The organism is Sphaerospermopsis torques-reginae ITEP-024, assembly GCF_019598945.1.
Taxonomy (GTDB): Bacteria; Cyanobacteriota; Cyanobacteriia; order Cyanobacteriales; family Nostocaceae; genus Sphaerospermopsis.
In genome coordinates this window covers 1,706,106-1,731,862 of the sequence record NZ_CP080598.1, presented here as the reverse complement: position 1 = coordinate 1,731,862, position 25,757 = coordinate 1,706,106, and the positions used below count along the sequence as shown (strand labels likewise).

Sequence of the window (25,757 nt, the reverse complement as noted above, 5' to 3'; positions counted from 1 at the left end):
TGCGGGGATCTGATTTTTTAACTATCAAGAACTAACTTGAGAACTTGATCCCATTCTGGCATTTTTAAACCAAATGTATCAGACAATTTTTGATTATCTAACAAAGAAAAAGCCGGTCTACTCGCAGGGGTAGGATATTCTGGGGTAGTAATAGGAATTAATCTTTTTAATTTTCTTTCATTGTTAGGAAAATCATCTTTTAAAATTGCCTTCGCAAAACCATACCAGCTAGTTGTACCACTAGGAGATAAATTATATATTCCTCGATTTTTAGCAAAAAAATCAATTAAATTATTTTGACCTTGAGTAATAACTTGCGCTGTAATTTCTGCAATCATTCCACTCCAAGTCGGTGCGCCAATTTGATCATCAACAACCCGAATTTCTTCCCTTTCCTTAGCTAATCTTTGCATCGTTAACAAAAAGTTTTTACCCCGCAAACCATAAACCCAGCTAGTACGAAAAATCAGATAATTAACACCAACAGAAGAAATAGCTTCTTCACCAGCTAACTTTGTTTTTCCATAGATATTTTGCGGATTTGTTTGATCATTTTCCTGATAGGGAGTATTTTTATTCCCATCAAAAACATAATCAGTAGAATAATGAATTATTGCTGCATTTAAACTTTTAGCTTCTTCAGCAATTATACCAGGTGCAACACCATTAATAGCCATAGCTAAATCAATTTCTGATTCCGCTTTATCCACCGCAGTATAAGCAGCAGGATTGACAATTAAATCAGGTTTAATATCCCTAATTGTACCACGAATACTATCAGGATTTGCTAAATCCAATTGACCACGATTTAAAGAAATTACCTCACCCACAGTCATTAAAGTGCGTTGTAATTCCCAACCTACCTGTCCAGAAATACCGGTTAATAGAATTTTCATTGATAAACCTCCGCTTCTGAAAATAACTTACCAATTTTATCCTTACCAGAAACAATTGGTTCATCTTTAATCGGCCAAGAAATCGCTAAATCTGGATCATTCCATAAAAGAGTACGATCATATTCAGGTGCATAATAATCCGTGGTTTTATACAGAAAATCTGCATATTCAGATAATACTAAAAAACCATGAGCAAAACCCGGTGGTATCCACAATTGATGTTTATTTTCTGCTGATAAATTTACACCCACCCATTGTCCAAAAGTAGTAGAACTTTTTCGCAAATCAACAGCTACATCAAAAACTTCACCTACTACAACCCTGACTAATTTTCCTTGTGGTTGCTGAATTTGATAATGCAAACCTCGCAACACATTTTTACTAGATCGAGAGTGATTATCTTGGACAAAATGAGGTAAAATTCCGGTTTTTTCTAAAAAAACTCTCTCATTAAAACTTTCATAAAAAAATCCCCTTTCATCTCCAAAAACTTGAGGTTCAATTAATAAGACATCAGGAATTTCTGTGTTTATAATCTTCATCAAATCATCCTCTTGTGTAGTTCAAACCTTATATCCTGGTTATTTGTTATTAACTAACTCTAGATTATAGCTGATTACTGATTACTGATAGCTGAATACTTAGGTTTTCTCAATTAAAAGCAATTTCATCTTCTAAAATCCGTCTTAAATAAAGACCATAACTACTTTTACCCATAGACTCAACCAAGTCACTAAGTTGTTGACTATCAATATATCCTTGATAATAAGCAATTTCTTCAATACAAGCTATTTTTACTCCCTGTCTTTGTTCTAAAGTTTGGATAAAATTACTAGCCTGATGTAAAGATTCATGTGTACCCGTATCTAACCAAGCATAACCCCTTCCTAAAATTTCTACCTTTAATTGATCTTGCTTTAAATAAGCTAAATTCACATCAGTAATTTCTAGCTCACCCCGTGCAGAAGGTTTCAAACTAGCAGCAATTTCTGTTACTTGGGAATCATAAAAATAAATTCCTGGTACAGCATATTTTGATTTAGGAACTTTTGGTTTTTCTTCTATACTAATCGCTTTTCTTTCGGCGTTAAATTCAATCACACCATAACTTTCTGGGTTAGTGACTTTATAACCAAAAACTAAACCTCCATTTTGCAATTGAGCAGCACGGGTTAAAACTTCTGTGAAACCATGACCATAAAAAATATTATCTCCCAAAATTAAACACACTGAATCATTTTTGATAAAATCTTTCCCCAAAATAAAAGCTTGTGCTAAACCTTCTGGTTTTGGTTGTTCCACATAACTAAACTTTAAACCCCATTGACTACCATCTTTTAGTAATCTTTGAAAAAGAGGTAAATCTGTGGGTGTGGAAATAATTAAAATTTCTCTAATTCCAGCTAACATTAACACCGATAACGGATAATAAATCATCGGTTTGTCATAAACCGACATTAATTGTTTACTGACAACTTGAGTTAAGGGATAAAGTCTTGTACCAGAACCACCTGCGAGAATAATACCCTTCATTTTATCTTCCTTATACAGCGAATTAATTATTACTAAATAAATCCAGGACTTACGCAAAATAAAACGGAAGTAGGGGTAATTCATGAATTACCCCTACTCCTTTAACGACTTTCGTAATTTTTCTGAATCCAGTTTTGATATTCTCCTGTAAAAATAGATTCTACCCAAGCTGAATTGTCAAGATACCATTGCACAGTTTTTAACAAACCACTATCAAAATTTTCCTTGGGTTGCCATCCTAATTCTTTTGTGATTTTACTACAATCAATTGCATAACGGCGATCATGTCCAAGACGATCTTTAATAAAGGTAATTAACGAAGAATATTGAAAATTATCTTTCGGCGCTAACTTCTCTAAAATCTCACAAATTTTATTCACAACTACTAAGTTAGTTTGTTCATTTAATCCACCCACGTTATAACTTTCGCCGATTTTACCTTCTTTTAAAACCAAATAAATAGCATCACAGTGATCACCTACATATAACCAATCTCTCACATTTTGACCATCACCATAAATAGGTAAAGGTTTCTTATTTAAAGCATTAAGTATCATCAAAGGAATCAGTTTTTCAGGAAACTGTAACGGTCCATAATTATTAGAACAATTAGTAGTTAAAGTAGGTAAATTATAGGTGTGATAGTAGGATCTAACTAAATGATCTGCACTAGCTTTAGAAGCTGCATAAGGACTATTTGGTGCATAAGGTGTATCTTCTCGAAAAGCTGGATCATCTGTATTTAAAGAACCATAAACTTCATCGGTAGATATATGCAAAAATCGGAATTTTTCTTGTTTTTCTGATTTTAAGTTTTGCCAATAAACTTTACTTGCTTCTAATAAATGGAATGTTCCCATTACGTTAGTTTGAATAAAATTAATGGGAGTGATAATTGAACGATCTACATGAGTTTCCGCAGCAAAGTTGATTACTGCATCTGGTTGATATTTTTCTAACAAATAACTGACTAATTCAAAGTTACCAATATCTCCTTGAATAAAAGCATAATTGGGATCATCTTGTAATTCAGCTAAATTTTGTAGATTACTAGCATAAGTCAGTTTATCTAAATTAATGATATTAGCCCATTGATTTTTTCTAGCTTGGAGAACAAAGTTAGCTCCTATAAATCCTGCGCCACCTGTAACTAATAAAGTTGGCAGATCATTTTTTTGGAAGTTTGACATATAAACAGATTTTTCCTATTTGTTATTGTTTGATTTTTAGTGGAAATGTGGTAATTTCCACTGTTGTAATGTTACGGCTAATCATCGTATTACAGCTATTTTCAGGTAAATAAACCACATTTTGATTTAGGTTTCGCGTCAACAATGTAGGGGCGAAGCATTCGGACAATTAATTATCGGTTTTTACCTAAGACTATCATCCGAATGCTTCGCCTTTACTGTGGTCTAAAGACATGAAAACTGCTGTAAAAACCAAAAATATGAGCTAGATAAAAACCTAAAACCTTACACCCATTTGCAAAAGATACTTTTTGAAGTAAGTCGTGTATTTGGTATCTACCTCAATATTTATTACAATAAAAATGTTCATATATTTATCAGATAACACATATTTGTAAAAATATATAATATTTTTTTACATGACCCCTTGATTAAGTACAGACATTATACAGAAATTGTAATCAAGAAGGGGATAATTAAGCAATATATTAAACTAAAGAAGAGAAAGACTTAATATTGAGTATAAAAATTAACTAATAATGAATAAATTAAAACCTCGAAAACAAGCTAATCTATGGTTGGAAAAGTTAATGGCGATCGCAGCCAGTGTTAACTTAGGGTTAGTGTTATTTGATTTGAGTTACGTACCTTGGCGGGATTTCTATTTTCGCCAACTTCCCCAAATCACCCAGATTTATGACCCGATTAAAGGTATTGAACCCCATCGAGACACGAAAAATTATCTAGAAACAGTAGCTGCTTTAGAAGCACAAGTTAGCCAAACCGGATTAAACTCCCTTCAAGTAAAAACCAAGTTAGCAGAAATCAGCCGTTTGAGCAACGAGATGATTGATAGTAATCCCTTTGCAAGTGCGGGTAAAAGTGGAACTCTGGAAAAAATTAAAAACCGGATGCGGGAACACATCGGCCAAGAATCAGCAAAACGCGCCTTGGATACTTTTTGGAGTGCGGAATATTTATCTAAACGGGGTTGGATACAAGAAATTAATTTTTTCAACCAGCAAATTCGTCCTGGGATTGCTGCGAACTATTACCGCAAAATAGGCGAAAATGGCGAATTTATAGATGATTTTTGGTTAATTGATTTACCGTTTGTGGTGATATTTGGCTTAGAATTGCTATTACGTACTTTTTATATAAAACGTCAAAATCGCCATTTAAGCTGGTTAGAAGCAATTTTATGGCGTTGGTATGACCTCTTTTTAGTAATTCCCTTTTGGCGTTGGTTGCGAGTTTTACCAGTATTAGTTCGTCTAGATCAAGCCGGGTTAATTGATCTACATTTAGTGAGAAGGCAAATTCACCAAGGTATAGTAGCCAATTTTGCCGAAGAAATCACAGAAATTGTAGTAGTGCGGGTAATTAACCAAATGCAGGTTTCAATACAGCGCGGTGATATTACCAGGTGGTTATTACAACCGGAAAAAGAGCGTGCCTACATTGATATTAATAATATTAACGAAGTAGAAGCACTTTCAGGACTGTTAATACAAACCATCGTTAATCAAGTCTTACCAAAAATCCAACCAGAAATGAATGCCATTTTGCGGCACAATATCGAACTTGCTTTTGGGCAAGTACCTGTTTATCGTAACCTGCTCATGCTGCCAGGAGTAGGACAGGCACAAAATCAGCTAAGTGAAAAATTGGCCAATCAAATCACCACAAACCTATATCTTGCCTTGGTTAGCGCCTTTAAAGATCCAGTTGCAGCCCAACTTTCTAGTCAGTTAGTGGAAAAATTTACTACGGTTTTAGGGGGAGAAATTCAGGAAAAGCACGTAATTTTAGAGATTCAAAGTTTACTCAATGACTTTTTAGAAGAAGTGAAAATTAATTATGTTCAACGTCTATCCCAAGAAGATATTGAGCAAATTATCGAGCAAACAAGAAGGATGCGATCGCAAGCGCCTGTTACCAAAGTTATTGATAAAAGCTTTAGAGTGTAGGAGTGTATGGGTGTATGGGTGTATAGGTAAAATAATAACCCAATCACCAATCACCAGTCACCAATCACCAATCACTAATGACTAACGAAAAAAATACGCTACACTCATGTTAGGGGCGAACCAACACAGGTTCGTCACAAGACTTCTTGGAAGATATCCCTATCGCCGGAAGTGGGTAGAAGCCCACTTTTTTTATTGAATTTTCCCATGACTCATCCTTTAGTTCCACAAATTATTGAATTGGCGAAACCAGTAGCAGAAGAACTGGGTTTGGAAGTAGTTGGCATAGTTTTTCATACCAACCAACGTCCACCAGTTTTGCGGGTAGATATCCGTAACCCTCAACAGGACACTGGTTTAGACGATTGCGAACGAATGAGCCGTGCCTTAGAAGCCTCCTTAGACGCGACAGAGATGATTCCAGATGCTTACGTATTGGAAGTCTCCAGTCCTGGAATTTCCCGACAATTGAACACAGACAGGGAGTTTATTTCCTTTAAAGGATTTCCCGTGGTGATCTCCACTTCTGAACCCTACGAAGGAAAACAAGAGTGGATTGGTAACTTGATGCGCCGGGATGAAACAAAAATTTACTTAAACCAAAAAGGTCGTGTAGTACAGATACCCCGTTCCCTCGTTACCAGCGTGCAACTCGATGAGGGCAGTTAACTAAAATTGAGATTTTAGATACAGGGTTTTAGATTCAGGGTTTTAGATAAAAATCTAAAATCCCAGATTTAAAATACAAAAAATTGCTGGTTGCTGACATAAAAATTTAAAAATTAAGGAGATGTTGCTTATGTCAATGGTTACTTTACCTGGATTAAAAGATTTAATTGAAAGCATTAGCCGCGAGCGAAATTTACCACGTTTAGCAGTGCAATCATCTATTAGAGAAGCATTACTTAAAGGTTACGAACGTTATCGTCGCGCCCAAAATTTAGAGCGCCGACAATTTGATGAAAATTATTTTGATAATTTTGAAGTAGAACTTGATATTGAAGGAGAAGGATTTCGAGTTCTTTCTACCAAAACAATAGTCGAACAAGTGAGTAACTCCGACCATCAAATTTCTCTAGAAGAAGTACAACAAGTCGCTCCTGAAGCTCAATCAGGTGATTCTGTGGTCTTAGATGTCACCCCAGATCAAGGAGAATTTGGACGCATGGCTGCCATGCAAACTAAACAAGTGCTGGCACAGAAATTGCGGGATCAACAACGTCAAATGGTGCAAGAAGAATTTCAAGATTTAGAAAGTACCGTTTTACAAGCGAGAGTTTTAAGATTTGAAAGACAATCAGTAATTTTGGCAGTTAGCAGCGGTTTTGGTCAGCCAGAAGTAGAAGCAGAATTACCAAAAAGGGAACAACTACCCAATGATACATACCGTTCCAATACCACCTTTAAGGTATATCTCAAAAAAGTTTCCCAAGGACAACAAAGGGGTCCACAGTTATTAGTATCTCGTGCTGATGCTGGGTTAGTAGTTTATTTATTTGCCAACGAAGTCCCAGAAATTGAAGACGAAGTAGTGCGAATAGTCGCAGTAGCTAGAGAAGCAAATCCTCCTTCCCGTTATGTCGGTCCGCGGACTAAAATAGCAGTAGATACCCTGGATCGAGATGTAGATCCAGTTGGAGCTTGTATTGGCGCGAGGGGATCACGCATTCAAGTAGTAGTCAATGAATTGCGGGGTGAAAAAATAGATGTAATTCGCTGGTCTCCAGATCCAGCAACTTATATCGCTAACGCCTTGAGTCCTGCCAGAGTCGATGAAGTGCGCTTAATGGACCCCGAAAGTCGGCAAACCCACGTTTTAGTAGCAGAAGATCAACTGAGTTTAGCTATTGGCAAAGAAGGACAAAACGTGAGATTAGCAGCCAGATTGACAGGCTGGAAAATTGACATTAAAGATAAAGCCAAATATGACTATGCTGCTGAGGATGCTAAATTTGCAGCTGTCCGCGCACAATATCAATCAGAGGATGATGAAAATGACCAGGAGGAACTACTAGAAGCAGAGGAACAAGAAGAATTAGCATTAGAAAATGATAATTTTGACAAATTTGACACCAGTGAGGAAGATTAATTTTCAACTAATTTGAGGTATCGTCCCTTAACTGTGAAATTTTGACGGTAAACTAGAAGAAATTTAGTAAGTGCCAAAATTAGCAAGAACTAATTTGAGGGCTAGTAACAGCACTAGAAATCCCTGAACTGACTGAAAAAACCCGATGAAACCAAACTATCGCCGTTGTATTAGTTGTCGCCGGGTAAGACCAAAAGAAGAGTTTTGGCGGATTGTCCGCATCTTTCCATCTGGGAAGGTACAATTAGATCAGGGCATGGGGCGTTCAGCCTATATTTGCCCTGAAACTGACTGCCTGCAAGCGGCTCAGAAAAAAAATAGATTAGGGCGATCGCTACATGGAACAGTGCCAGAAACACTGTATCAGACATTGTGGCAGCGACTTAGTGAACGCAATCCCCAAAATCAAATTTAACTAAACTAAATATTTTGGGTTGCCCAAGGTAGACTACTGCCTGGGTTTTGACCATACCGCTGTTTCCCATACCAGAGAGGCTGTGTCAGACAAAGGTTAATAGCTAGTTAGTGTTTTCCTAACCAAACCTAACAGATGCTCACGTTGGCTCAAGATTTATATCTACTCATTGACAGAAAAACCTGAGAGCCGGCAGACAGTCTTGAGACTATAAGTCCTTAAAGAGCCAGTCGTCTAAGATTCGGCTGACAGGGCAGACAGAAAAATGCTATTATTGATAGGTATTTTGGGTGATAACCAAGCCTAAATACTTAATGGTACGGTTAGATACACCCAAACAAGAAAGCCTGTGGACTAGATCGTGCCGACACGAATAGGGTGAAGCAGGAAGAAAAAGCAGCAAGGGCTGTTAGCATGAGTTAGCTTTTTTGTATCGGATTAGTGCCAAAATAGTAAATGGGTGTAGAAGGCAAGTGGCTCTCTAAAAATGGAGAGAGACGAAGCAATACTCCCAACAAGTTTTACTCGATTGTGTTGTGGAAGACTCAGAATCAGCAAAACAAAAACCTAAAAAATGGCAACCTGGTAGCGTTAAAGCGCAGTTCGGCATCAAGGATGCCCAAAAAAATTTTTTATTGAGAAAAATTTTATGGGGTCCAGTCAACCATCATTCCCGGTGGGGATGCCAGTATTAAACCGAAACATCTCTCTTTCCTAAATATTGGAGGCACCGGCAACATCACCAAGGGCAACCTAAAAAACAGTGATCAAAGGATGGAGATGTCGAAAACCAGGCAACCATCCGTTAAAACTGTAAATTAAAGGGGAAAGAGTGGATGAACAACGGCAAAGTTAGAATCTACGAATTATCAAAGGAATTGAATTTGGATAACAAAGAGCTACTAGCAATTTGCGACCAGCTCAACATCGCGGTCAAAAGCCATAGCAGCACGATTTCAGAAACTGAGGCAGAACAAATTCGACAAGCTGCGGAAAAACTCCCAGCCACGAGTGTCACGCCCAAAAAGGAATTAGGTACAAACAGCCATAAACCAAATTCACAAAAAACTGGCTCCCGAAACCGACCTGCTGCACCCCATAAACAACAAATTTTGGAAATTCGCAAACCCAAAATCTTGAGAAACACTACCTCCAACGCCTCAGAAGCGTCAGTTGCTACCAATAGCCAAATTGCTTCGTCTGATAGTGTAAATGGCGAAGTTACAGCTAATTCTCCATCACCTCCACGGCCTTTCGCTACACCAGTCTCACCCATGAAACCGACGGCACCAACTCGACCTGTACCCCGGAATCAATCTGAGACCCCACAAAAACCTGTGGCAGAAACAGATCATAAGCCTAGTATCCAACCAGCGCCAGAGAAAATAAAACCGGAAAAACCGGAAAAACCGGCTGGTCATCGACCCAAACCGGAAAAACCGCAAAAACCGCAACTGGTTGGTCCACCAGCAAGACCTCTGGAAGAAAAAGCCTCTGCCACAGAACAGCTATCTCCTACAGAAAAACCAATTCTTAAACGCGACCGTCAGCAACGGCGTGAAGAGGAAAGGGAACATTCAAAACCCAGGGGCAATAAAGGAACATCAGAGCAAACACCACAAAAACAAGGTCGCTCAACTCCATCACCTGTGAAACCAGAACACAGGGGAAGTAAATCTGCACCCACACCATCAACTGATGTGCAACGACCCAGCAGGCCAACACGTCCTGCTGAACCTGTAGCCGCCATGCCTGTAGCCACTCCACCTAAACCCATGTCTGGAGGAGCTAAAAAAGAGGTATTGGTAGATGAGCCGATCGCACCAGCTTTGCTGGATTTGAAACGTCCTACACCACCCCGTCCAGCTAAAGGCGGGAAAAAATGGCAGGACGAAGAAATAATTGACGAAATCAAAGAAAAAGCCAAGGTAGGACTAAAGGGTAAACGAGCCAAACCCATCATTGATGATGATTTTGAAGAAGATGATTTACTGGATGAAGAGGGTCTGGAAATTCCAGCTACTATCCAAGTGAGCTTGTCTATAGCTCGTCCACCTAAACCCAAGGCTGCTCGACCTGCACAACAACCAACGTTGGCGGTGTCTGCACCCACCAAAAATAAAAAGTCTGGTTCCCAACGGGATCAAAACCGCCGTCAACAAGAAGTAGAAGTCAAGCGCGATCGCCCAGAAAAACTGGTTGTCACAGGACCAATGACAGTACAAGAGTTGGCGGATGCTTTGGTGATTGCCGATACAGAAATTGTCAAAATCCTGTTTATGAAAGGCATGGCGGTAAGTATCACCCAAAATCTGGATATTCCCACCATTACCCTAGTAGCTAAAGAACTAGAGGTAGAAGTGGAAACGGCTGAACCAGAAGCAGAAGCCCGCAAAGTCACAGAAATGATTGACATTGAGGATCTGGATCATCTGATTCGTCGTCCTCCTGTGGTGACAATTATGGGTCACGTAGACCACGGTAAAACTACTCTACTTGACTCCATCCGCAAAACTAAAGTCGCTGCGGGTGAAGCAGGTGGTATTACCCAGCATATCGGCGCATACCACGTTGATGTGGAACATGATGGTAAGCAACAACAGATTGTCTTCCTGGATACTCCTGGTCACGAAGCTTTCACAGCTATGCGGGCTAGAGGTGCGCGGGTGACTGATATTGCGATTTTGGTGGTTGCCGCCGATGACGGTGTGCGTCCGCAAACAGTAGAAGCGATCAGCCATGCTCAAGCCGCAGGTGTACCCATTGTTGTCGCTATCAACAAGATTGACAAAGAAGGGGCGCAACCAGAGCGGGTTAAACAAGAACTGACCAATTATGGTTTAACCGCAGAAGATTGGGGCGGTGAGACGATCATGGTTCCTGTGAGTGCCATCAGGGGCGAAAACCTGGATATACTGCTAGAAATGGTGCTGCTGGTGGCAGAAGTCGCTGAACTTTCCGCTAACCCAGATCGGGTGGCTAAGGGAACAGTGATTGAAGCCCATCTGGATAAAGCTAAGGGCGCTGTTGCTACTTTGTTGATTCAAAACGGTACTCTCCGGGTGGGAGATATGCTCGTGGCAGGATCAGCATTTGGTAAAGTCCGGGCAATGGTAGATGATCGAGGCAAGCGTGTAGAAGTTGCTACTCCCTCCTGTGCAGTTGAGGTACTGGGTTTAAGTGATGTACCCGCTGCTGGGGATGAGTTTGAAGTGTTTGAGAACGAAAAAGAAGCACGAGCGATCGCTGCTGACCGTGCCGACAAACAACGTCAATCCCGTTTGTTACAAGGACGAGTTACCCTCACAACCCTATCGGCTCAAGCTCAAGAAGGCGAGTTGAAAGAACTCAACTTGATCCTCAAAGGCGATGTCCAAGGTTCTGTAGAAGCTATTATTGGCTCTCTCAAGCAAATACCTCAAAACGAAGTACAAATTCGGATGTTGTTGGCTACTGCTGGAGAAATTACAGAAACAGATATCGACTTAGCTGCTGCTAGTAACGCCGTGATCATTGGTTTCAACACTACCTACGCTAGTGGTGCTAGACAAGCTGCCGATGAAGCAGGTGTGGATGTGCGGGAATACAACATCATCTACAAACTGCTAGAAGATATCCAAGGAGCTTTGGAAGGTCTACTAGAACCAGAGTTAGTAGAAGAACCTTTAGGACAAACAGAAGTCCGTGCTGTCTTCCCAGTCGGTCGTGGCGCAGTTGCTGGTTGTTATGTACAATCTGGAAAACTGGTTCGTAACTGTAAAGTGCGAGTTCGTCGCGGCAGTAAGGTGATCTACGAAGGCATTCTTGATTCCCTCAAACGGATGAAAGAAGATGTGCGCGAGGTCAACTCTGGTTATGAATGTGGTATTGGTATTGATAAGTTCCATGACTGGGCTGAAAATGACATCATCGAAGCTTACCAAATGGTAACTAAACGCCGTACCCTGACCTTAACTAAGTAGTCTTGAGTACCGACTGTTGAGTGCTGAGTTAATTGATGAGTGTTGAATGGATATAGTGTTTAGTTCAACATTCACATACATAAATCTCAGCACTCATATAGCAGGTGACAGGGGATAGGTGACAGGTGAGAGCGAAGAGATAAAAGAAAAAAATAATTATCTATCTATCACACAGATAAAACAGCATAAAACCCGTAGTTTAAAATCCTTTGGTTAATTTAAAAAGCTTATTTGCCAGAATTTTACCGAAAATATCCTTAGTTTTAGTGATCTATCACACAGAATTTACTGCTGTATAACCGTTATCTTGAGAAAAGATTAAATAAGATTGCAAAATAAGATTGCAAAATTTTCGGGGTAGGTATGGATCACATCTTGCCCCATTTAAAAAATGTTAGATTTAGCTTGTTTGGTTTCTTTGTTGTCGTTTTAGGCAAGACAGTCATCCGTTTCAAGTCTAAAATCTAAAATTGTTTGACTCTAAAATTGAAAAACGAGGAATGAGGAACTATGGCTCAAATTTCAGCTTCTAGCACCGGCCAGCTTTCTCGTGATGCTCACATTTGGCAAAACCTGAAGTATGCCATTTCTGCTAGTTCCGGTTTCCAACGCTGGCAACTAGAAAGTAATGCTCAGTTAAAGGGTTTGCGCCTAGAACAGCAAGTACAACGGTATTTACGAGAAACTTTAGAAACTTTAGCTTATTAAGAAAACAACATTTTTCACAATAACCAGGTATAAAAGGAGTCAGGAGTCAGGAGTGATTGATTTTGGATTTTGGATTTTGGATTTTGGATTTTGGATTGTTTTTGTCAACTTTCATCTAAAATCTAAAATCTAAAATCTAAAATTTTCCTCCCTATTCCCTCTTACATTGTCACCTGTCACCTGTCACCTGTCACCTGCTATAAACTACAAAGTGTAGGTGAAATCTTCCACCAGCATTCCTGGAACTAAACTACCACCTAATTGACGACTTTCATAAGTTCCCACTTCGGGAATCAATTCTTGAAATTTGGTTAAAGCAACTAAATTTTCTGATCCCCAACAACGGTAGAGACTTTCATCAAAACGGAGGTTTTCTATGGGGGCGACTATTTCTCCTTTTTCTACCCAAAAACAGGCATAACGAGTCATACCTGTAATTCTAGCAGTTTGGCGATCGCTCCAATTTAAATAATGCAAATTAGAAACATACAACCCAGTATCTAAACTGCGTAAAATATCAGCAAAAGCTAAATTACCTGTTTTGATTTCTGGAGAACGTAAAGTTTCTGAACTATTAGCACCATTGGCAGGTTTATTATATTCCTTAGCTGTGCGAGAATTAACTAAACTACTTACCAAAACACCATTTTCTATTAAAGTTAATTCCTCTGGTGATATTTCTCCTAAATCATTAAATCTGGGAACTAAACCAGATGTGAAATTTTCTTTTAAAACGAATTTAGATGAAAGTTGTTTTTCTTGACGTGATAAAGCAGATAAAGCACTATTTCCCTGTTGGATAGAAGCTTCACTAATAGCACCCCAAGAAAGCATTCCCAATAATTCCGCTACAGCAGCAGGAGCAAAATAGGTTTTATAATTTCCTCTGGGTAATTCTTTGGGTTCAAGAGACAATAAAGCTAATTGTTTTTTACCATCATTTATCTTATCTACATAAGCAGATTCATCCCATTCACTACCAGCAAAAGTACCTTTTACCGCTTTTCCTGATTCGATAATTAAAGAATAATCTAAATTAAAAGAATCAGTTGCAAACCAGTGTTTTTGTCCGCTAGAATCACTATAACCTCTAATAATTATTCCGCCAGCATACATACCAGTAAAATCTAAATCAGCAACCGATTCTAAAATAGAATTAACCACATTTTCCGGTGCTAATAAACCTGTATGTACTTCTCTACTAACATTATTTCCTGTAGGTAAAACCAAATAAGGATCGACTGGTAATAGATGTAATTCTTCTCGTAAATCTTGTAAAGCTTGGTATGCAGTTTGCCAATCTATATCCCAGTTTCCAGTAAAAGGAAATTTACAGAAACTACTGCGCTGATTTTCCATTAAAGTTAGGGTAATTGAACCATCAGCAACCAGTCCTGTTTGTCTAACTTTAGCACGATTAAAGCGGGTAAATTGACTTCTTTCGCTGTTAAGTCTGACGGTAAAATGTTCACTATCTGCTTTTTTTGCAAGCAGCATTTCTATCAGTTGATTAAAGTTATTTTCTAAGATTGATAATTCTTCAATTTGCATTTTCATTTTTTTAATAGTCGGTTTAAATGTTCTCAGGATCAATATTTAATTCTCGCAATTTTGCCGCTAAACGTTCTGCTCTTGCGTCTGCTTGTGCTGCTCGTTTAGCTTCTTGGTTTGCTCTTTTCTCTGATTTTACTGCTTTCTTAGTTTCCTCTTCTGCGGTTTCTTCTGGTGTTGGTACTAACTCACCTTCAGGGGTAAAATACCTTAATAAACCCTCATGCACTCCTAAATATAAACCTAATTGTTCACTCCATAAATATCCGTTTTCATTGGGTTCTAAAGGTTGATATTGACCATTTGTTAAATAGAAACCGGAAAACTCTAATGTATAAGGATCAAACCAAAAATAATCAGGTGTTCTAAAGGTATTTTGATAAAGTTCTTTTTTAGTTACTTTATCACTGTTAGCTGTACTGGGTGAAAGAATTTCGATAATTACATTGGGATATTTCCCATCTTCATCCCACACTACCCAACTTTTCCGGGTTTTGCGTTCTGTTCCTAAAACCACAAAAAAATCAGGACCTCTGAGATTTTCATTTTTTTTCTGGTGAGGACTATAATAAATAGTTAAATTTCCTGCAGTATAGAAATCTGTTCTATCTTTCCATAACCATTCTAAGCATTGCAAAAGTAAAATAATTTGTCGTAGATGCAGTTCGGTTTCCACGGGTGGTTCATCACTATATAAATCACTGGGGGGAAAGATGACATCTGGGGAGATGTCTTTTGTTTGTTCTAGGTCTTGTGCAATGATCATATTGATATAGCATCAAGTAGTTGTTTGTTGATTGTAGCATTAATATCAAAATTAAGGAGTCAGGAGTCAGAATTTTTGATAAGTAACTCAAACCAAAAAAACTTAATATTTAGATCCCCTAATTCTTTCAGAAGTTGGGGATCTATTCATTTTCTATTTTATATTGAATTTACCCACCACCAAAAACTTCTACATTTGCAAATACACAAACCGGAGAACCATGTCCTACCCAAATAGTTTGATTAGGTTCTCCCTTTCCACAAAATGGAGTACCGTACATTTGCCAATTTGCATCATTACCAACCTTAACTAAACTGTGCCAAAATTCTGGTGTGGTAGCTCTATAATTAGGATTACGCAGGGTTTTTGTGAGTTTACCGTTTTCAATTAACTTCGCATATTCACAACCAAATTGAAATTTATGTCTTCTATCATCAATTGACCAAGAACGGTTAGACTCCATGTACACACCATGTTCTATATCCGCTATCATTTCTGGAAAATTGGTGTTTCCTGGTTCTAAATTTAGGTTAGCCATTCTATCAATTGGTGGACGATTCCAAGAAGTAGCACGCGCACAAGCTACCCCTGGTAAACCAGAACGATTTTGACTTTCTAAACTGCCTAAACCTCTTTGTAAAATGCCATATTTGATGATATATTCTCGGTTGGCTTTTGCACCTGTATCATCAAAATGATAACTGGCAAATTCACCTTCAACTGTAGGATCAAAGGTGATATTCATTAAAGGTGAACCATATTCTAATTTACCAAAATCTTCGGGTTTCACAAAACTACCACCTGCATAGTTTCTTTCATCTCCTAAAATGCGGTCAATTTCTAAAGGATGTCCTACACTTTCATGAATTTGTAGCATCATTTGATCTGGTGCTAAAACTAAATTAGTGCGAGTATTGGGACATTCTTGGGCTGTTAATAATTCTAATCCTTGTTCGGCAATTTGTTGAACTCGATGCCATAAATTATCTTGTTTTAATACTTCCCATCCACCTTGATAACAATTAGCGTGCATTCCGTTATTACTACGTTCTTGCACAACATTACCATCTTGGGCAATGACACCAAAATGATTGCCTAAAGAAATGATTTTTTGATAAACTTCTGAACCGTTACTGCTAACAAACCAAGTCTCTTTTTCAGATGTGTTGATATTGGCTACGGTTTGAACTATTTTATCACTAATTTTTAAACTGTGACAAATTCTCATTAATAAATCATTTATTTCCCCTGGACTGATAGCGTTTAATGGTTCAAAGAAAGGTGAGTTATATTCACCGACGACTTTAGGACGGGTATTTTCAGTAAAGGGATAAATCCAAAATTCACTTGCTGCAACTGCTTGTTTATATGCTATTTCTGCCGCATTTTGTAATGATGATAATGTTAAGGAGTTGGTAGCAGCATAACCCAAAATACCATTAACCATCACTTCTATCATTGCTCCCATTGTTAATGATTTACCGTTGCTTTGGGGTAAACCATCTCTGACAAAATGGGTTCTGGTTGTTTCTTTGACTGCGCGGATACCGATCCAATCAGCAGGAATGTTAAAATGTGATATGGCGGTTGTTAGTTCTGACCACATAGGATTAATTAAAGGTTAAAAAATTATTTTTTTATGTCACGCAGAGGCGCAGAGGGAAAGAGTTTTTGAGATATTGGTTAGTTGTGAAGGATTTTTAAAGAGAATGAACCACGAAGAACACGAAGGACACGAAGGAAGAAGAAAAGAATGGGGGTAATATTAGAATGAGAAAGGAGTAAGATTCAATCATCTTTTTTGTCTTTACCTCTGTGTCATCTGCGTCTCTGCGGTTCGTTTAAAAAATCATGTTCACAACTCAGATGACGATGCTTTGTTAATTTTTAATTTTTTCTTTGCCAGCGTGTACCTTCTTTGCTATCAATTAATTCAATACCTTGGGCTTTGAGTTCGTCTCTAATTCTATCAGATTCAGCAAAGTTTTTAGCTTTTCTCGCTTCTTGTCTGTTCTGAATTAATTCCTCAATTTCTGCATCACTTAAACCATCATTTTTTGTTGTTTCTGCTTCTGGTTCGGCGGTTAAACCTAAAACTTCTGCTAATGTTAATAAGGTTTGCCATTGTTTTAATAATTCATTGGCGGGAGTTTCTGTTTTTCCTTGATGAACAATGATATTTCCTTCTTTTCTGAGTTCTTTAGCTAATTCAAAAATAACCGCTAACCCACCAGGAAAGTTAAAATCATCATCAACTGCGTTGGTAAATTTCTCAACTTCATATTTATCAATGTTAGCTTTATTTAATTCCAGATTTTCCCAACCTAGTTGTTTACCATGTTGATAACCAAAAAGTAAACCTTCTTTAATAGTATGCCAGCCATTTGTTGCTGCTAAAATTGCTTCATCTGTGAAATCAATGGGTTTACGATATTGTGCCATTAACACAAATAATCTTAATGCCATTGGGTCAAATCCACGATCTAATAAATCGCGGATTGTGGTAAAATTGCCTAAAGATTTAGACATTTTTTCACCGTCTACTTTCACCATGCCATTGTGTAACCAATAGTTAGCTAAAGGTTTACCGGTGACTGCTTCAGATTGGGCAATTTCGTTTTCATGGTGTGGGAAAATTAAGTCAGCACCACCAGCATGAATATCTATCGTATCACCCAGGCGATCGCGCACCATTGCAGAACATTCTATGTGCCATCCAGGACGACCTTTACCCCAAGGTGACTCCCACGCAGGTTCGCTAGGTTTTGCAGCTTTCCACAAGGCAAAATCAAAGGGATCTTTCTTTTTCTGATATTCTGGATCTTCTACATTTACCCTTTCGCTTGCACCTGCTTGTAAATCTGCTAATTTCCGTCCTGAAAGTTTACCGTATTGATCAAACTTTCGCACCGCGTAATAAACGTCACCATCAGCAGGATAAGCAAAACCCTTTGTTTCTAAATCATGAATTAATTTTTGGATACCATTCATGGTATGAGTAGCACGGGGGTATTCATCCGCTTCTTTTATCCCTAAACGCCCCATATCTTCAAAATATGCCTGGATAAAGCGTTCTGATACCGCTTCCATTGTGGATTTTTCTTCTCTAGCGCGGTTAAGAATTTTATCATCAATATCCGTGAAATTCTGGATATAACGCACATCGTAACCAATAAACTGTAAATAGCGACGCACTACATCCCAAACAATACAAGCTCTAGCATGACCCAAATGGCAATAATCATAAACTGTCACACCGCAATAATACATTTTTACCTTACCAGGTTCGACGGTTTTAAATTCTTCTTGACGACGGGTGAGAGTATTGTAAATAGATAGGGTCATAATATAAGGGATAAGGCAATCTAACGATTAGCAATGATAGCGTATGTAGTGAGTAACCGGATAGGTGAGACAGATTAAGTTACAGATACAGTAAAAAGCGATCGCTCTTAGAGGATGTTTTAAAAGTCGCTGATGGTGTATCAAATATTTATAGATCCCCCTAAATCCCCCTTGAAAAGGGGGACTTTGACTCTAGTTCCCCCCTTTTTAAGGGGGGTTAGGGGGGAATGGCTACGCCACGCTTCGCTATCATGAAGTGCCTAAAATCACGATCCAAAACTTTTCAAATACCCTCTTATCATCTATGATATCTAAGATATCTAAATATAGTTCTCTAAATAATTGGCAGTAATATCATGTAATATAGTTGTCAGAGTTAGGTAACTTATGATTCTAGCTTTACCCAGAACTAAACAAGTAAATTTTGCAGATTTGGCGTAATTTAACCCAAGATCAAAATGATTTAACTTTATATTTAGGTTTAGGTATAATTTCTGATATTGCAAATCTTCAAACAACAACTATTGCTATTGAGAATTGCATCAATGAAAAAATCACTTTAAGCAATTTATAAATGATTCAAAAAATGATAAAATAACTAGCTAACAAACACTTCCTAAGTGACAATTAACAGCTACTCGGATTTTTGCAAATCACGCTAAAATTCAAAATAGACTCAAATCCTACTTCATAACTATGACATCAGCAGTTACTTCAGAATCTCCCGCAATGGAAGCAACCAAACAAGGATTACCTGTTACCATTATCACTGGTTTTCTTGGCAGTGGTAAAACAACTTTACTAAATCATATTCTTACTAATCAGCAAGGTGTAAAAACTGCTGTTTTAGTCAACGAATTTGGCGAAATTGGTATTGATAACGAATTAATTGTTTCCACCGATGATAATATGGTGGAACTTAGCAATGGCTGTATTTGTTGCACCATTAATAATGACTTAATTGATGCTGTTTACCAAGTTTTACAAAGAGAAGAAAAGCTAGATTATCTAGTAGTTGAAACCACAGGATTAGCAGATCCTTTACCTGTAGCAATGACATTTTTAGGTTCTGAATTGCGAGATTTAACCCGATTAGATTCAATTGTCACTGTAGTAGATGCGGCAAATTATAGCTTGGATTTATTCAACTCTCAAGCTGCATTTAGTCAAATTACTTATGGTGATGTAATTCTGCTCAATAAAACCGATTTAGTTGATGAAGCTGCTTTAAATTCATTAGAGAAAAAGATTAATGATATTAAGGAAGGTGCGAAAATTATCAGAACTAAAAATTCTCAAGTTCCACTTCCTTTAATTCTCAGTGTTGGGTTATTTGAATCTGATAAATATTTTGATTCAGAAACCGATGAACATGATCATCATCATCACGATCATGATCATTCTACCTGCGAACATGAACATCACGACCATGATCATTCTACCTGTGGACATGACCATCACGACCATGATCATCACCACTCTGATCACTTAGAAAATGATGGTTTTACATCCATATCTTTTCAAAGTGATAAACCTTTCTCGATTAGAAAATTTCAATATTTCTTAGATAACCAACTACCCACAAATGTCTTCCGCGCTAAGGGTATTATGTGGTTTGAAGAAAGTCCTCAACGTCATATTTTCCACCTGTGCGGTAAACGCTTCACTATTGATGATGATCAGTGGAAAGGTGAAAAGAAAAATCAACTGGTTTTAATTGGTCAAAATTTAGATCAAGAGACTTTACTTCAGCAACTAGAAAATTGTCTTTGTCTTCCCTCTGTTAGTAAAGGGAAAGGTTTCGGTAAATAGAAAATTGGTGATTGGGAAATCAGGAAACAGATAACAGTTAAAGAATTTTTACCCCATTCCCCCATCACCCCACTTCGTGACTTCTGTAAGGGTTTAGCACTGCTAAACCCCTACCTTTCTCATTATTCAAAAATCTGAAATATGCGCGTTATTGTTCAAAGAGTTAAATCATCCCAAGTCACTGTAAATGGGGAAATTATCGGTAAAATTGGTAGAGGTTTAAATTTACTTGTGGGTATTTCTCATACTGATACTGATGCGGAAATTGATTGGATGGTGCGTAAATGTTTAGAATTACGTTTATTTCCCGATGATGAAGGTAGTGATAAATGGCAAAAATCTGTACAAGAAATAAATGGGGAATTATTAGTAATTAGTCAGTTTACCCTTTATGGAGATTGTCGTAAAGGTCGTCGTCCTTCCTTTGATCGTTCTGCTACACCTACATTAGCAGTAGATTTATATAATTTCTTTGTATCAAAATTACAGAAAAGTGGTTTAAGGGTAGAAACTGGTAAATTTGGCGCGATGATGCAAGTTGCAATTGAAAATGATGGACCAGTTACTTTAATTTTGGAAAAAGAAGCTATTTAGCGACACCCACCCAAAATGAAAAACAGATTTAATCAAGATAGCCAAATCGCTGCTATATGATGAGCTAGTCCTAAGCTGGAGATTTTCTAGACAAAGCTATAGTTATGTAGACAAAAATCAATTGCTCTTGAGTTAAAAAATCAACTATCTTGATATATAATCCTGGGATATCCAGTATTGAATTAAGACTATTGCCGACGCGAAAACCAAGCAATGATAGTGGTAGTCTTTTTGAAAATCTTAACTGCCCTTCGGGCGAGGCAAAAGGCAGGGGGCAGGAGGATGGAGAATTTTGAATTAAGAATAAAGCCTTTTAGACTCGCCCATTTGGGTTTAAGTCCCCCGCCATAATCTGGTGATTTGGCGGTCTATGATTGGAGGTGGGTTGAAAATCCCCTATAATCGGCCTCCAGCAAAACTGCCTTTCAACTCCTGCCTCCTTTCACACCAGAAAGATCGCGTTGGGCTACAGCGTGCAAGTCTACGGAGGGATAACCGCTCCCATGCTCCCGTTGAAGTAGAAAGTAAAGTCTAGCTTTGTCTAGGTTTTATATAGCAGAGAATATTAACCTAAAGATCATAAAAATTAAACAAACATTCATCATGGCAAAAATCCAATTTTCTAGAGGCATTGACGAACCAGTAGTTCCAGAAGTAAAGTTAACAAGATCACGTACTGGTGATAGTGGAACAGCAACATTTACTTTTGAAAATCCCCAAGCCTTCAGTGAAAATAGTACAGAAGAAATTACAGGGATGTATATGATTGACGAAGAGGGGGAAATTATCACCCGTGAAGTCAAGGGTAAATTTGTTAATGGTAGACCAGAAGCAGTAGAAGCTGTTTACCTGATGAAAAGTGTAGAAGAATGGGATCGTTTTATGCGGTTTATGAATCGGTACGCTGAAGAGAATGATTTAGGATTAAGTAAATCTTAAATTACTTAGTGGTGATTGGTGATTGGTAATTGGTGATTAGTGATTGGGTTATCAACACTCCACACTTCGCACTCCGCATCCTGCAACCCATCACCCGATTTAATTATATTGTTAAAATAGTAAATATAAGCAGTCAGCAGTTTATAGGAGTAATAATCATGACAGTTGCAACTGCTAAAAAAATGACTTTTGAAGAGTTTCTAGAATTTGATGGCGGTACAGATAATTTCTATGAATTGGAAAATGGGGAATTAATTGTTATGCCTTATGAAAGTGAGATAAATCGGCGAATAGCAATGTTTTTACTTGCTTATTTTCTCAAATTAGGTATTCCCTATTACCGCTTGAGTATGAAAACAGAAATAGCTGTAAATAGTCGGATGGTAGGGGTGCGAGTTCCTGATTTAGTGATATTTTCAGAAGAATTAGCAGAAGAAATGAAAGCAGCTAAACGTTCCCTAGTTTTAATGGACATGACACCCCCATTATTAGTAGTTGAAATAGTCAGTCCTAACCAAGAAAATCGGGATTATCGTTACAAGCGTTCAGAGTATGCAGCGCGGGGTATTGCTGAATATTGGATAGTTGATTCCATGCAAAAAAAGGTAACAGTTTTAGAGTGGGTAGAAGGTTTTTATGATGAGCAGGTTTTTACTGATGATATGGTAATTTCTTCACCTTTATTTTCTGATATTAAGTTAACTGTGGGTGAGGTTTTACAGGGATAAAAATTGAAAATAAAATAAGTAATTAAAAAATTTTTTAATTTTTTTGACTATTTATTACATACTACTCCCTTCACGGTGTAAGATTACCTATTTTCTTCCTTTCCTCTTCCTTCGTGTGCTTCGTGCCTTCGTGGTTTATTAAATAGGTATTATTCCGGTAGGAAGGGAGTAAACTATAGCAAAATTAATAATAGTAATTGCATTGTCTATATATGATCAAATCACATCCACATCCAGATACAGAAAATATCATAGTAAAATGTGCAGTTGTTACCGTCAGCGATACCCGCAACCCTGAAACAGATAAAAGTGGAAAATTAATACAGGATTTATTATTATCTGCTCATCATTTAATTGCAGATTATCAAATAATCAAAGATGAACCAAACCAAATCCAAGCATATATAGAAAGTATCAGTAACAATCAGAATGTAGATGTAATTATTTTTAATGGTGGTACAGGAATAGCACCCAGAGATACTACCTATGATGCGATCGCCAACTTACTAGAAAAGACATTACCAGGATTTGGCGAAATATTCCGTTTTCTCAGTTATCAAGAAATCGGTTCTAGAGCGATCGCTTCTCGCGCTGTAGCTGGTATTTATAGAAATAAACTTATTTTTTCCCTACCTGGTTCTAGTAACGCTGTCCATTTGGGAATTGAAAAGCTGATATTACCAGAAATTGTCCATCTTGTCAAGCAAATGCAAAATCAATAAAAAACAAGATCCCCGACTGCTCAAAAAAAGTCGGGGATCTAGGCTGAATTATGGATAATTTGTTAAAAATCTCAAAATTTGATGCTTGTCAAGCAGAAAGTAGCCAAAATCGCAGCAATGATATAAAACGCACCAACTACTTGCAATTCTGACCAACCGGATAATTCTAAATGGTGGTGTAAAGGGGCCATTTTAAATAACCGTTTACCTTTCCCATCTGGTCCTTTGGTAGCTTTGTAATAACTGACTTGTGCCATTACAGACAGAGTTTCCACAAAGAAAATACCGCTGAGAATGAACAAGGCTACTAAACTATTAGTAAGCAGTGCTACAGCAGCCAACGCACCACCCAAAGCCAGAGAACCAGTATCACCCATAAAAACACGGGCTGGGTTGCGGTTATGGGCTAAAAAGCCTACACAACTACCACTCATAGCCGCACAGAATATCATCAAATCAGGCGAAGTGGGTGAAATCAAAGCGCCTAAAGCAAAAATGGCGATCGCCACCGTTCCCCCAGCTAACCCATCAATACCATCAGTTAAATTCGTAGCATTGCTTTCTGCAACCAGCGCAAAACCAGCCACAGGCCAGAAAAGTAAACCCAGAGGCAAAGATAAACCAACCCAAGGCAAGGTAATATTTGTTATACTAAAATCTCTGTTAAACATCATCCAGACACAGAAACCAGTTGCAAAAACAATCTGCAAAGCCAATTTCATCTTTGGAGATATACCTTTATTTGATTTTCGATGCAAAATTTGCCAATCGTCTATCCAGCCTATTAAGCCATAGCTGAGTGTTAACACAGAAACAGCAAGTACATCCTGAGCAAAATTAGACAAAATACAAGCAACTGTTACAGCTACCGGTATGAAAAAAATCCCCCCCATAGTTGGAGTACCAGCTTTTTTCAGATGCGCTTGCGGTCCATCTTCCCGAATTATTTGTCCTGTTTTCAAAGCTTGTAGCAACGGCACAACCCAAAAACCAGCAGCACCAGCGCCTACAGCACATAAAAAAAACGGCATAGTCAGCGAATTAGCTTGCCAGAATACTCTATGTCCTAACCCATCTAAAATCAATGCAGTTGTAGTCAGCGAGAGGGCTAACAGAGAGGCCAGCCCAATTCCAGAAATGTTTAATCCTTGGTTTGGAGATAATTTAGCGTCCACAAAAAATTTCCCTTCACTCCACACTTAAAAAACCGAAAACCGAAAACCGAAACTATTGATCAAACCCAGTCCCCACAGTCCTCAAGGCTAATCCTCATCTATGCTGATATCGGCATCATCATCATAGTCAAGGTCGCCAATTCCATCTTCTCCTGCCAAAAAATCAGATATTTCTTCTTCTGGCTCCGAAAAAGTCGATTCGTTAAAGTCACGAGCGATGAGACGACCGCTAGACTGCAACCAGTCCAACATCGAAGACTTTTGCTTCAAGGGAATTACAGTAGCTCTTTGGTTCCGGGGTTGCTCATTTAGGGGAGAATTTAACATATCAACGAAGACAGAAAAAGGTACAAGTTCTGGACATTAAGAGTCTATCATTTGATACGGGATAATTTAGTTAATGATTCAACTCTTTGATTGATCTATCCGAATTAAACACAAAAATTTATTTAATAGCCCTATGCCAAACAGCAAGCTATTCTTCGACGATTACACCAGCCTATACATATAACATTTAACCCTTGTTAATCCTGATTTCATAGCTATATTTTGAGGTCAACATTTATGGTAATAAAAGATACGCTTTTAGATGCAATTGTTGGTACAAACCGGGGTTTACTGGCAACTGAAACCCAAAAACAGGCTATCTTAGCGGCGATCGCTAGTCTAGAAGACTTTAACCCCACACCCCGCCCAATGCAAGCCAGTCATTTACTAGAAGGTGATTGGCGATTACTATACACCACTAGCAAGGCTTTGTTAAACCTGGATCGTTTCCCTCTTTGTAAACTTGGTCAAATTTACCAATGTATTCGAGTCGAAACTAACAGTGTTTATAACATTGCTGAAATTTATGGACTACCTTCTTTGGAAGGATTAGTTAGCGTAGCTGCTAAATTTGAACCTGTTTCCGAACGTCGAATTCAAGTTAAATTTCAACGTTCTATTCTTGGCTTGCAAAGGTTAATTGCCTACAAATCACCTGCAACGTTTATCCAACAAATTGAATCAGGGAAAAAATTTACTGCTTTTGATTTTCCCATCAACAGCGACCAACAACAAGGATGGTTGGACATCACTTATCTAGACAATGATCTGCGTATTGGCAGAGGTAACGAGGGGAGCGTCTTTGTTTTAAGCAAGGCATAAAAGGCATAGGCAATTTATTCGCAAAAAGTGTTTGCGAACGACATTATTCTATTATAGGTACTTTGTCAAGTAGGGTTTGATACTTTTTCGGGTAATTGGTAATTGGTAATTGGTAATTGGTGATTAGGTTATTGATATCTTCCTCATCCCCAGTCACCAGTCACCAGTCACCAGTGACCAGTCCCCAGTCCCCAGTCCCCAGTCCCCTAACTT

General features: G+C 38.1%; 23 protein-coding genes. 13 read left to right on the top strand and 10 right to left on the bottom strand.

All coding sequences use genetic code 11. The annotated features are described in order from the left end of the window. Positions 1–17: 17 nt before the first annotated feature. The 4 genes from rfbD to rfbB all read right to left on the bottom strand — a co-directional run bounded on the left by rfbD (position 18) and on the right by rfbB (position 3,619). Complete coding sequence (gene rfbD, locus K2F26_RS07970; protein ID WP_220611029.1) at positions 18–896, bottom strand: dTDP-4-dehydrorhamnose reductase; 879 nt, start codon at positions 894–896, stop codon at positions 18–20. After that, positions 893–1,438, bottom strand: coding sequence for a dTDP-4-dehydrorhamnose 3,5-epimerase (gene rfbC / locus K2F26_RS07965; protein ID WP_220611028.1), 546 nt, complete (start codon positions 1,436–1,438; stop codon positions 893–895). Before rfbC ends, rfbD begins: the two co-directional genes overlap by 4 nt. 109 nt (positions 1,439–1,547) lie before the next feature. Then, positions 1,548–2,429 carry a glucose-1-phosphate thymidylyltransferase RfbA gene (rfbA, locus tag K2F26_RS07960; protein ID WP_220611027.1) on the bottom strand — a complete coding sequence of 294 codons (882 nt, stop codon included), beginning with the start codon at positions 2,427–2,429 and terminating at the stop codon, positions 1,548–1,550. A gap of 101 nt (positions 2,430–2,530) precedes the next feature. Further along, a complete protein-coding gene (gene rfbB, locus K2F26_RS07955; protein ID WP_220611026.1) occupies positions 2,531–3,619 on the bottom strand; it encodes a dTDP-glucose 4,6-dehydratase in 1,089 nt (362 codons plus the stop codon). A gap of 539 nt (positions 3,620–4,158) precedes the next feature. Between rfbB and K2F26_RS07950 the strand changes: the two genes are divergently transcribed. The 6 genes from K2F26_RS07950 to K2F26_RS07925 all read left to right on the top strand — a co-directional run bounded on the left by K2F26_RS07950 (position 4,159) and on the right by K2F26_RS07925 (position 12,763). After that, entirely contained in the window at positions 4,159–5,589 is a 1,431-nt protein-coding gene (locus tag K2F26_RS07950) for a hypothetical protein (protein WP_220611025.1), read from the top strand. A gap of 207 nt (positions 5,590–5,796) precedes the next feature. Beyond that, on the top strand, positions 5,797–6,258 hold the full coding sequence (rimP, locus tag K2F26_RS07945) for a ribosome maturation factor RimP (protein ID WP_194051507.1): 462 nt from the start codon (positions 5,797–5,799) through the stop codon (positions 6,256–6,258). Between the two features lie 130 nt (positions 6,259–6,388). Next, positions 6,389–7,678 (top strand): transcription termination factor NusA, encoded by a 1,290-nt coding sequence (nusA, locus tag K2F26_RS07940; RefSeq protein ID WP_220611024.1) that lies wholly within the window; start codon positions 6,389–6,391, stop codon positions 7,676–7,678. 145 nt (positions 7,679–7,823) lie between these two features. Continuing rightward, complete coding sequence (locus tag K2F26_RS07935; protein ID WP_220611023.1) at positions 7,824–8,093, top strand: YlxR family protein; 270 nt, start codon at positions 7,824–7,826, stop codon at positions 8,091–8,093. Positions 8,094–8,929: 836 nt separating this feature from the next. Next, complete coding sequence (gene infB / locus K2F26_RS07930) at positions 8,930–12,055, top strand: translation initiation factor IF-2 (protein WP_220611022.1); 3,126 nt, start codon at positions 8,930–8,932, stop codon at positions 12,053–12,055. Positions 12,056–12,565: 510 nt separating this feature from the next. Further along, positions 12,566–12,763, top strand: a complete 198-nt coding sequence (locus K2F26_RS07925) for a hypothetical protein (protein ID WP_220611021.1) — start codon at positions 12,566–12,568, stop codon at positions 12,761–12,763. A 204-nt stretch (positions 12,764–12,967) separates the two neighbouring features. Here K2F26_RS07925 and K2F26_RS07920 read toward each other — a convergent pair whose 3' ends face one another. From K2F26_RS07920 to cysS, 4 genes are all read right to left on the bottom strand, one after another. Continuing rightward, entirely contained in the window at positions 12,968–14,314 is a 1,347-nt protein-coding gene (locus K2F26_RS07920; RefSeq protein ID WP_220611020.1) for a TldD/PmbA family protein, read from the bottom strand. A gap of 22 nt (positions 14,315–14,336) precedes the next feature. Next, positions 14,337–15,080: a Uma2 family endonuclease gene (locus tag K2F26_RS07915; protein ID WP_220611019.1), complete on the bottom strand. Its 744-nt coding sequence runs from the start codon at positions 15,078–15,080 to the stop codon at positions 14,337–14,339. 169 nt (positions 15,081–15,249) lie between these two features. After that, positions 15,250–16,686 (bottom strand): TldD/PmbA family protein, encoded by a 1,437-nt coding sequence (locus K2F26_RS07910; protein ID WP_220611018.1) that lies wholly within the window; start codon positions 16,684–16,686, stop codon positions 15,250–15,252. Between the two features lie 281 nt (positions 16,687–16,967). Further along, on the bottom strand, positions 16,968–18,425 hold the full coding sequence (gene cysS, locus K2F26_RS07905; RefSeq protein ID WP_220611017.1) for a cysteine--tRNA ligase: 1,458 nt from the start codon (positions 18,423–18,425) through the stop codon (positions 16,968–16,970). Positions 18,426–18,849: 424 nt separating this feature from the next. Between cysS and K2F26_RS07900 the strand changes: the two genes are divergently transcribed. The 6 genes from K2F26_RS07900 (at position 18,850) to K2F26_RS07875 (ending at position 23,220) form a co-directional block, all read left to right on the top strand. Beyond that, positions 18,850–18,999: a hypothetical protein gene (locus K2F26_RS07900; RefSeq protein ID WP_220611016.1), complete on the top strand. Its 150-nt coding sequence runs from the start codon at positions 18,850–18,852 to the stop codon at positions 18,997–18,999. Positions 19,000–19,121: 122 nt separating this feature from the next. Further along, a complete protein-coding gene (locus tag K2F26_RS07895) occupies positions 19,122–20,237 on the top strand; it encodes a CobW family GTP-binding protein (RefSeq protein ID WP_220611015.1) in 1,116 nt (371 codons plus the stop codon). Positions 20,238–20,378: 141 nt separating this feature from the next. Then, positions 20,379–20,831 carry a D-aminoacyl-tRNA deacylase gene (gene dtd / locus K2F26_RS07890; protein ID WP_194051519.1) on the top strand — a complete coding sequence of 151 codons (453 nt, stop codon included), beginning with the start codon at positions 20,379–20,381 and terminating at the stop codon, positions 20,829–20,831. Positions 20,832–21,434: 603 nt separating this feature from the next. Next, positions 21,435–21,770 carry a photosystem II reaction center protein Psb28 gene (gene psb28 / locus K2F26_RS07885; protein ID WP_194051521.1) on the top strand — a complete coding sequence of 112 codons (336 nt, stop codon included), beginning with the start codon at positions 21,435–21,437 and terminating at the stop codon, positions 21,768–21,770. A gap of 158 nt (positions 21,771–21,928) precedes the next feature. Further along, positions 21,929–22,498: a Uma2 family endonuclease gene (locus tag K2F26_RS07880; RefSeq protein ID WP_220611014.1), complete on the top strand. Its 570-nt coding sequence runs from the start codon at positions 21,929–21,931 to the stop codon at positions 22,496–22,498. Between the two features lie 215 nt (positions 22,499–22,713). Further along, on the top strand, positions 22,714–23,220 hold the full coding sequence (locus tag K2F26_RS07875; RefSeq protein ID WP_220611820.1) for a MogA/MoaB family molybdenum cofactor biosynthesis protein: 507 nt from the start codon (positions 22,714–22,716) through the stop codon (positions 23,218–23,220). 71 nt (positions 23,221–23,291) lie between these two features. On the opposite strand, the gene mraY is transcribed toward K2F26_RS07875, so the two are convergent. Further along, entirely contained in the window at positions 23,292–24,395 is a 1,104-nt protein-coding gene (gene mraY / locus K2F26_RS07870) for a phospho-N-acetylmuramoyl-pentapeptide-transferase (protein ID WP_246605550.1), read from the bottom strand. An 87-nt stretch (positions 24,396–24,482) separates the two neighbouring features. Then, positions 24,483–24,722 (bottom strand): DUF3134 domain-containing protein, encoded by a 240-nt coding sequence (locus K2F26_RS07865; RefSeq protein ID WP_194051527.1) that lies wholly within the window; start codon positions 24,720–24,722, stop codon positions 24,483–24,485. Between the two features lie 237 nt (positions 24,723–24,959). Here K2F26_RS07865 and K2F26_RS07860 point away from each other — a divergent pair, with 237 nt between their 5' ends. After that, positions 24,960–25,544 carry a PAP/fibrillin family protein gene (locus tag K2F26_RS07860; RefSeq protein ID WP_220611012.1) on the top strand — a complete coding sequence of 195 codons (585 nt, stop codon included), beginning with the start codon at positions 24,960–24,962 and terminating at the stop codon, positions 25,542–25,544. Positions 25,545–25,757 lie beyond the last annotated feature (213 nt).

What these genes read in the sequence shown, in the direction of transcription:
- rfbD (WP_220611029.1), bottom strand. Translation starts at nt 896, where the DNA reads ATGAAAATTCTATTAACCGGTATTTCTGGACAGGTAGGTTGGGAATTA.
- rfbC (WP_220611028.1), bottom strand. Translation starts at nt 1,438, where the DNA reads ATGAAGATTATAAACACAGAAATTCCTGATGTCTTATTAATTGAACCT.
- rfbA (WP_220611027.1), bottom strand. Translation starts at nt 2,429, where the DNA reads ATGAAGGGTATTATTCTCGCAGGTGGTTCTGGTACAAGACTTTATCCC.
- rfbB (WP_220611026.1), bottom strand. Translation starts at nt 3,619, where the DNA reads ATGTCAAACTTCCAAAAAAATGATCTGCCAACTTTATTAGTTACAGGT.
- K2F26_RS07950 (WP_220611025.1), top strand. Translation starts at nt 4,159, where the DNA reads ATGAATAAATTAAAACCTCGAAAACAAGCTAATCTATGGTTGGAAAAG.
- rimP (WP_194051507.1), top strand. Translation starts at nt 5,797, where the DNA reads ATGACTCATCCTTTAGTTCCACAAATTATTGAATTGGCGAAACCAGTA.
- nusA (WP_220611024.1), top strand. Translation starts at nt 6,389, where the DNA reads ATGTCAATGGTTACTTTACCTGGATTAAAAGATTTAATTGAAAGCATT.
- K2F26_RS07935 (WP_220611023.1), top strand. Translation starts at nt 7,824, where the DNA reads ATGAAACCAAACTATCGCCGTTGTATTAGTTGTCGCCGGGTAAGACCA.
- infB (WP_220611022.1), top strand. Translation starts at nt 8,930, where the DNA reads ATGAACAACGGCAAAGTTAGAATCTACGAATTATCAAAGGAATTGAAT.
- K2F26_RS07925 (WP_220611021.1), top strand. Translation starts at nt 12,566, where the DNA reads ATGGCTCAAATTTCAGCTTCTAGCACCGGCCAGCTTTCTCGTGATGCT.
- K2F26_RS07920 (WP_220611020.1), bottom strand. Translation starts at nt 14,314, where the DNA reads ATGCAAATTGAAGAATTATCAATCTTAGAAAATAACTTTAATCAACTG.
- K2F26_RS07915 (WP_220611019.1), bottom strand. Translation starts at nt 15,080, where the DNA reads ATGATCATTGCACAAGACCTAGAACAAACAAAAGACATCTCCCCAGAT.
- K2F26_RS07910 (WP_220611018.1), bottom strand. Translation starts at nt 16,686, where the DNA reads ATGTGGTCAGAACTAACAACCGCCATATCACATTTTAACATTCCTGCT.
- cysS (WP_220611017.1), bottom strand. Translation starts at nt 18,425, where the DNA reads ATGACCCTATCTATTTACAATACTCTCACCCGTCGTCAAGAAGAATTT.
- K2F26_RS07895 (WP_220611015.1), top strand. Translation starts at nt 19,122, where the DNA reads ATGACATCAGCAGTTACTTCAGAATCTCCCGCAATGGAAGCAACCAAA.
- dtd (WP_194051519.1), top strand. Translation starts at nt 20,379, where the DNA reads ATGCGCGTTATTGTTCAAAGAGTTAAATCATCCCAAGTCACTGTAAAT.
- psb28 (WP_194051521.1), top strand. Translation starts at nt 21,435, where the DNA reads ATGGCAAAAATCCAATTTTCTAGAGGCATTGACGAACCAGTAGTTCCA.
- K2F26_RS07880 (WP_220611014.1), top strand. Translation starts at nt 21,929, where the DNA reads ATGACAGTTGCAACTGCTAAAAAAATGACTTTTGAAGAGTTTCTAGAA.
- K2F26_RS07865 (WP_194051527.1), bottom strand. Translation starts at nt 24,722, where the DNA reads ATGTTAAATTCTCCCCTAAATGAGCAACCCCGGAACCAAAGAGCTACT.
- K2F26_RS07860 (WP_220611012.1), top strand. Translation starts at nt 24,960, where the DNA reads ATGGTAATAAAAGATACGCTTTTAGATGCAATTGTTGGTACAAACCGG.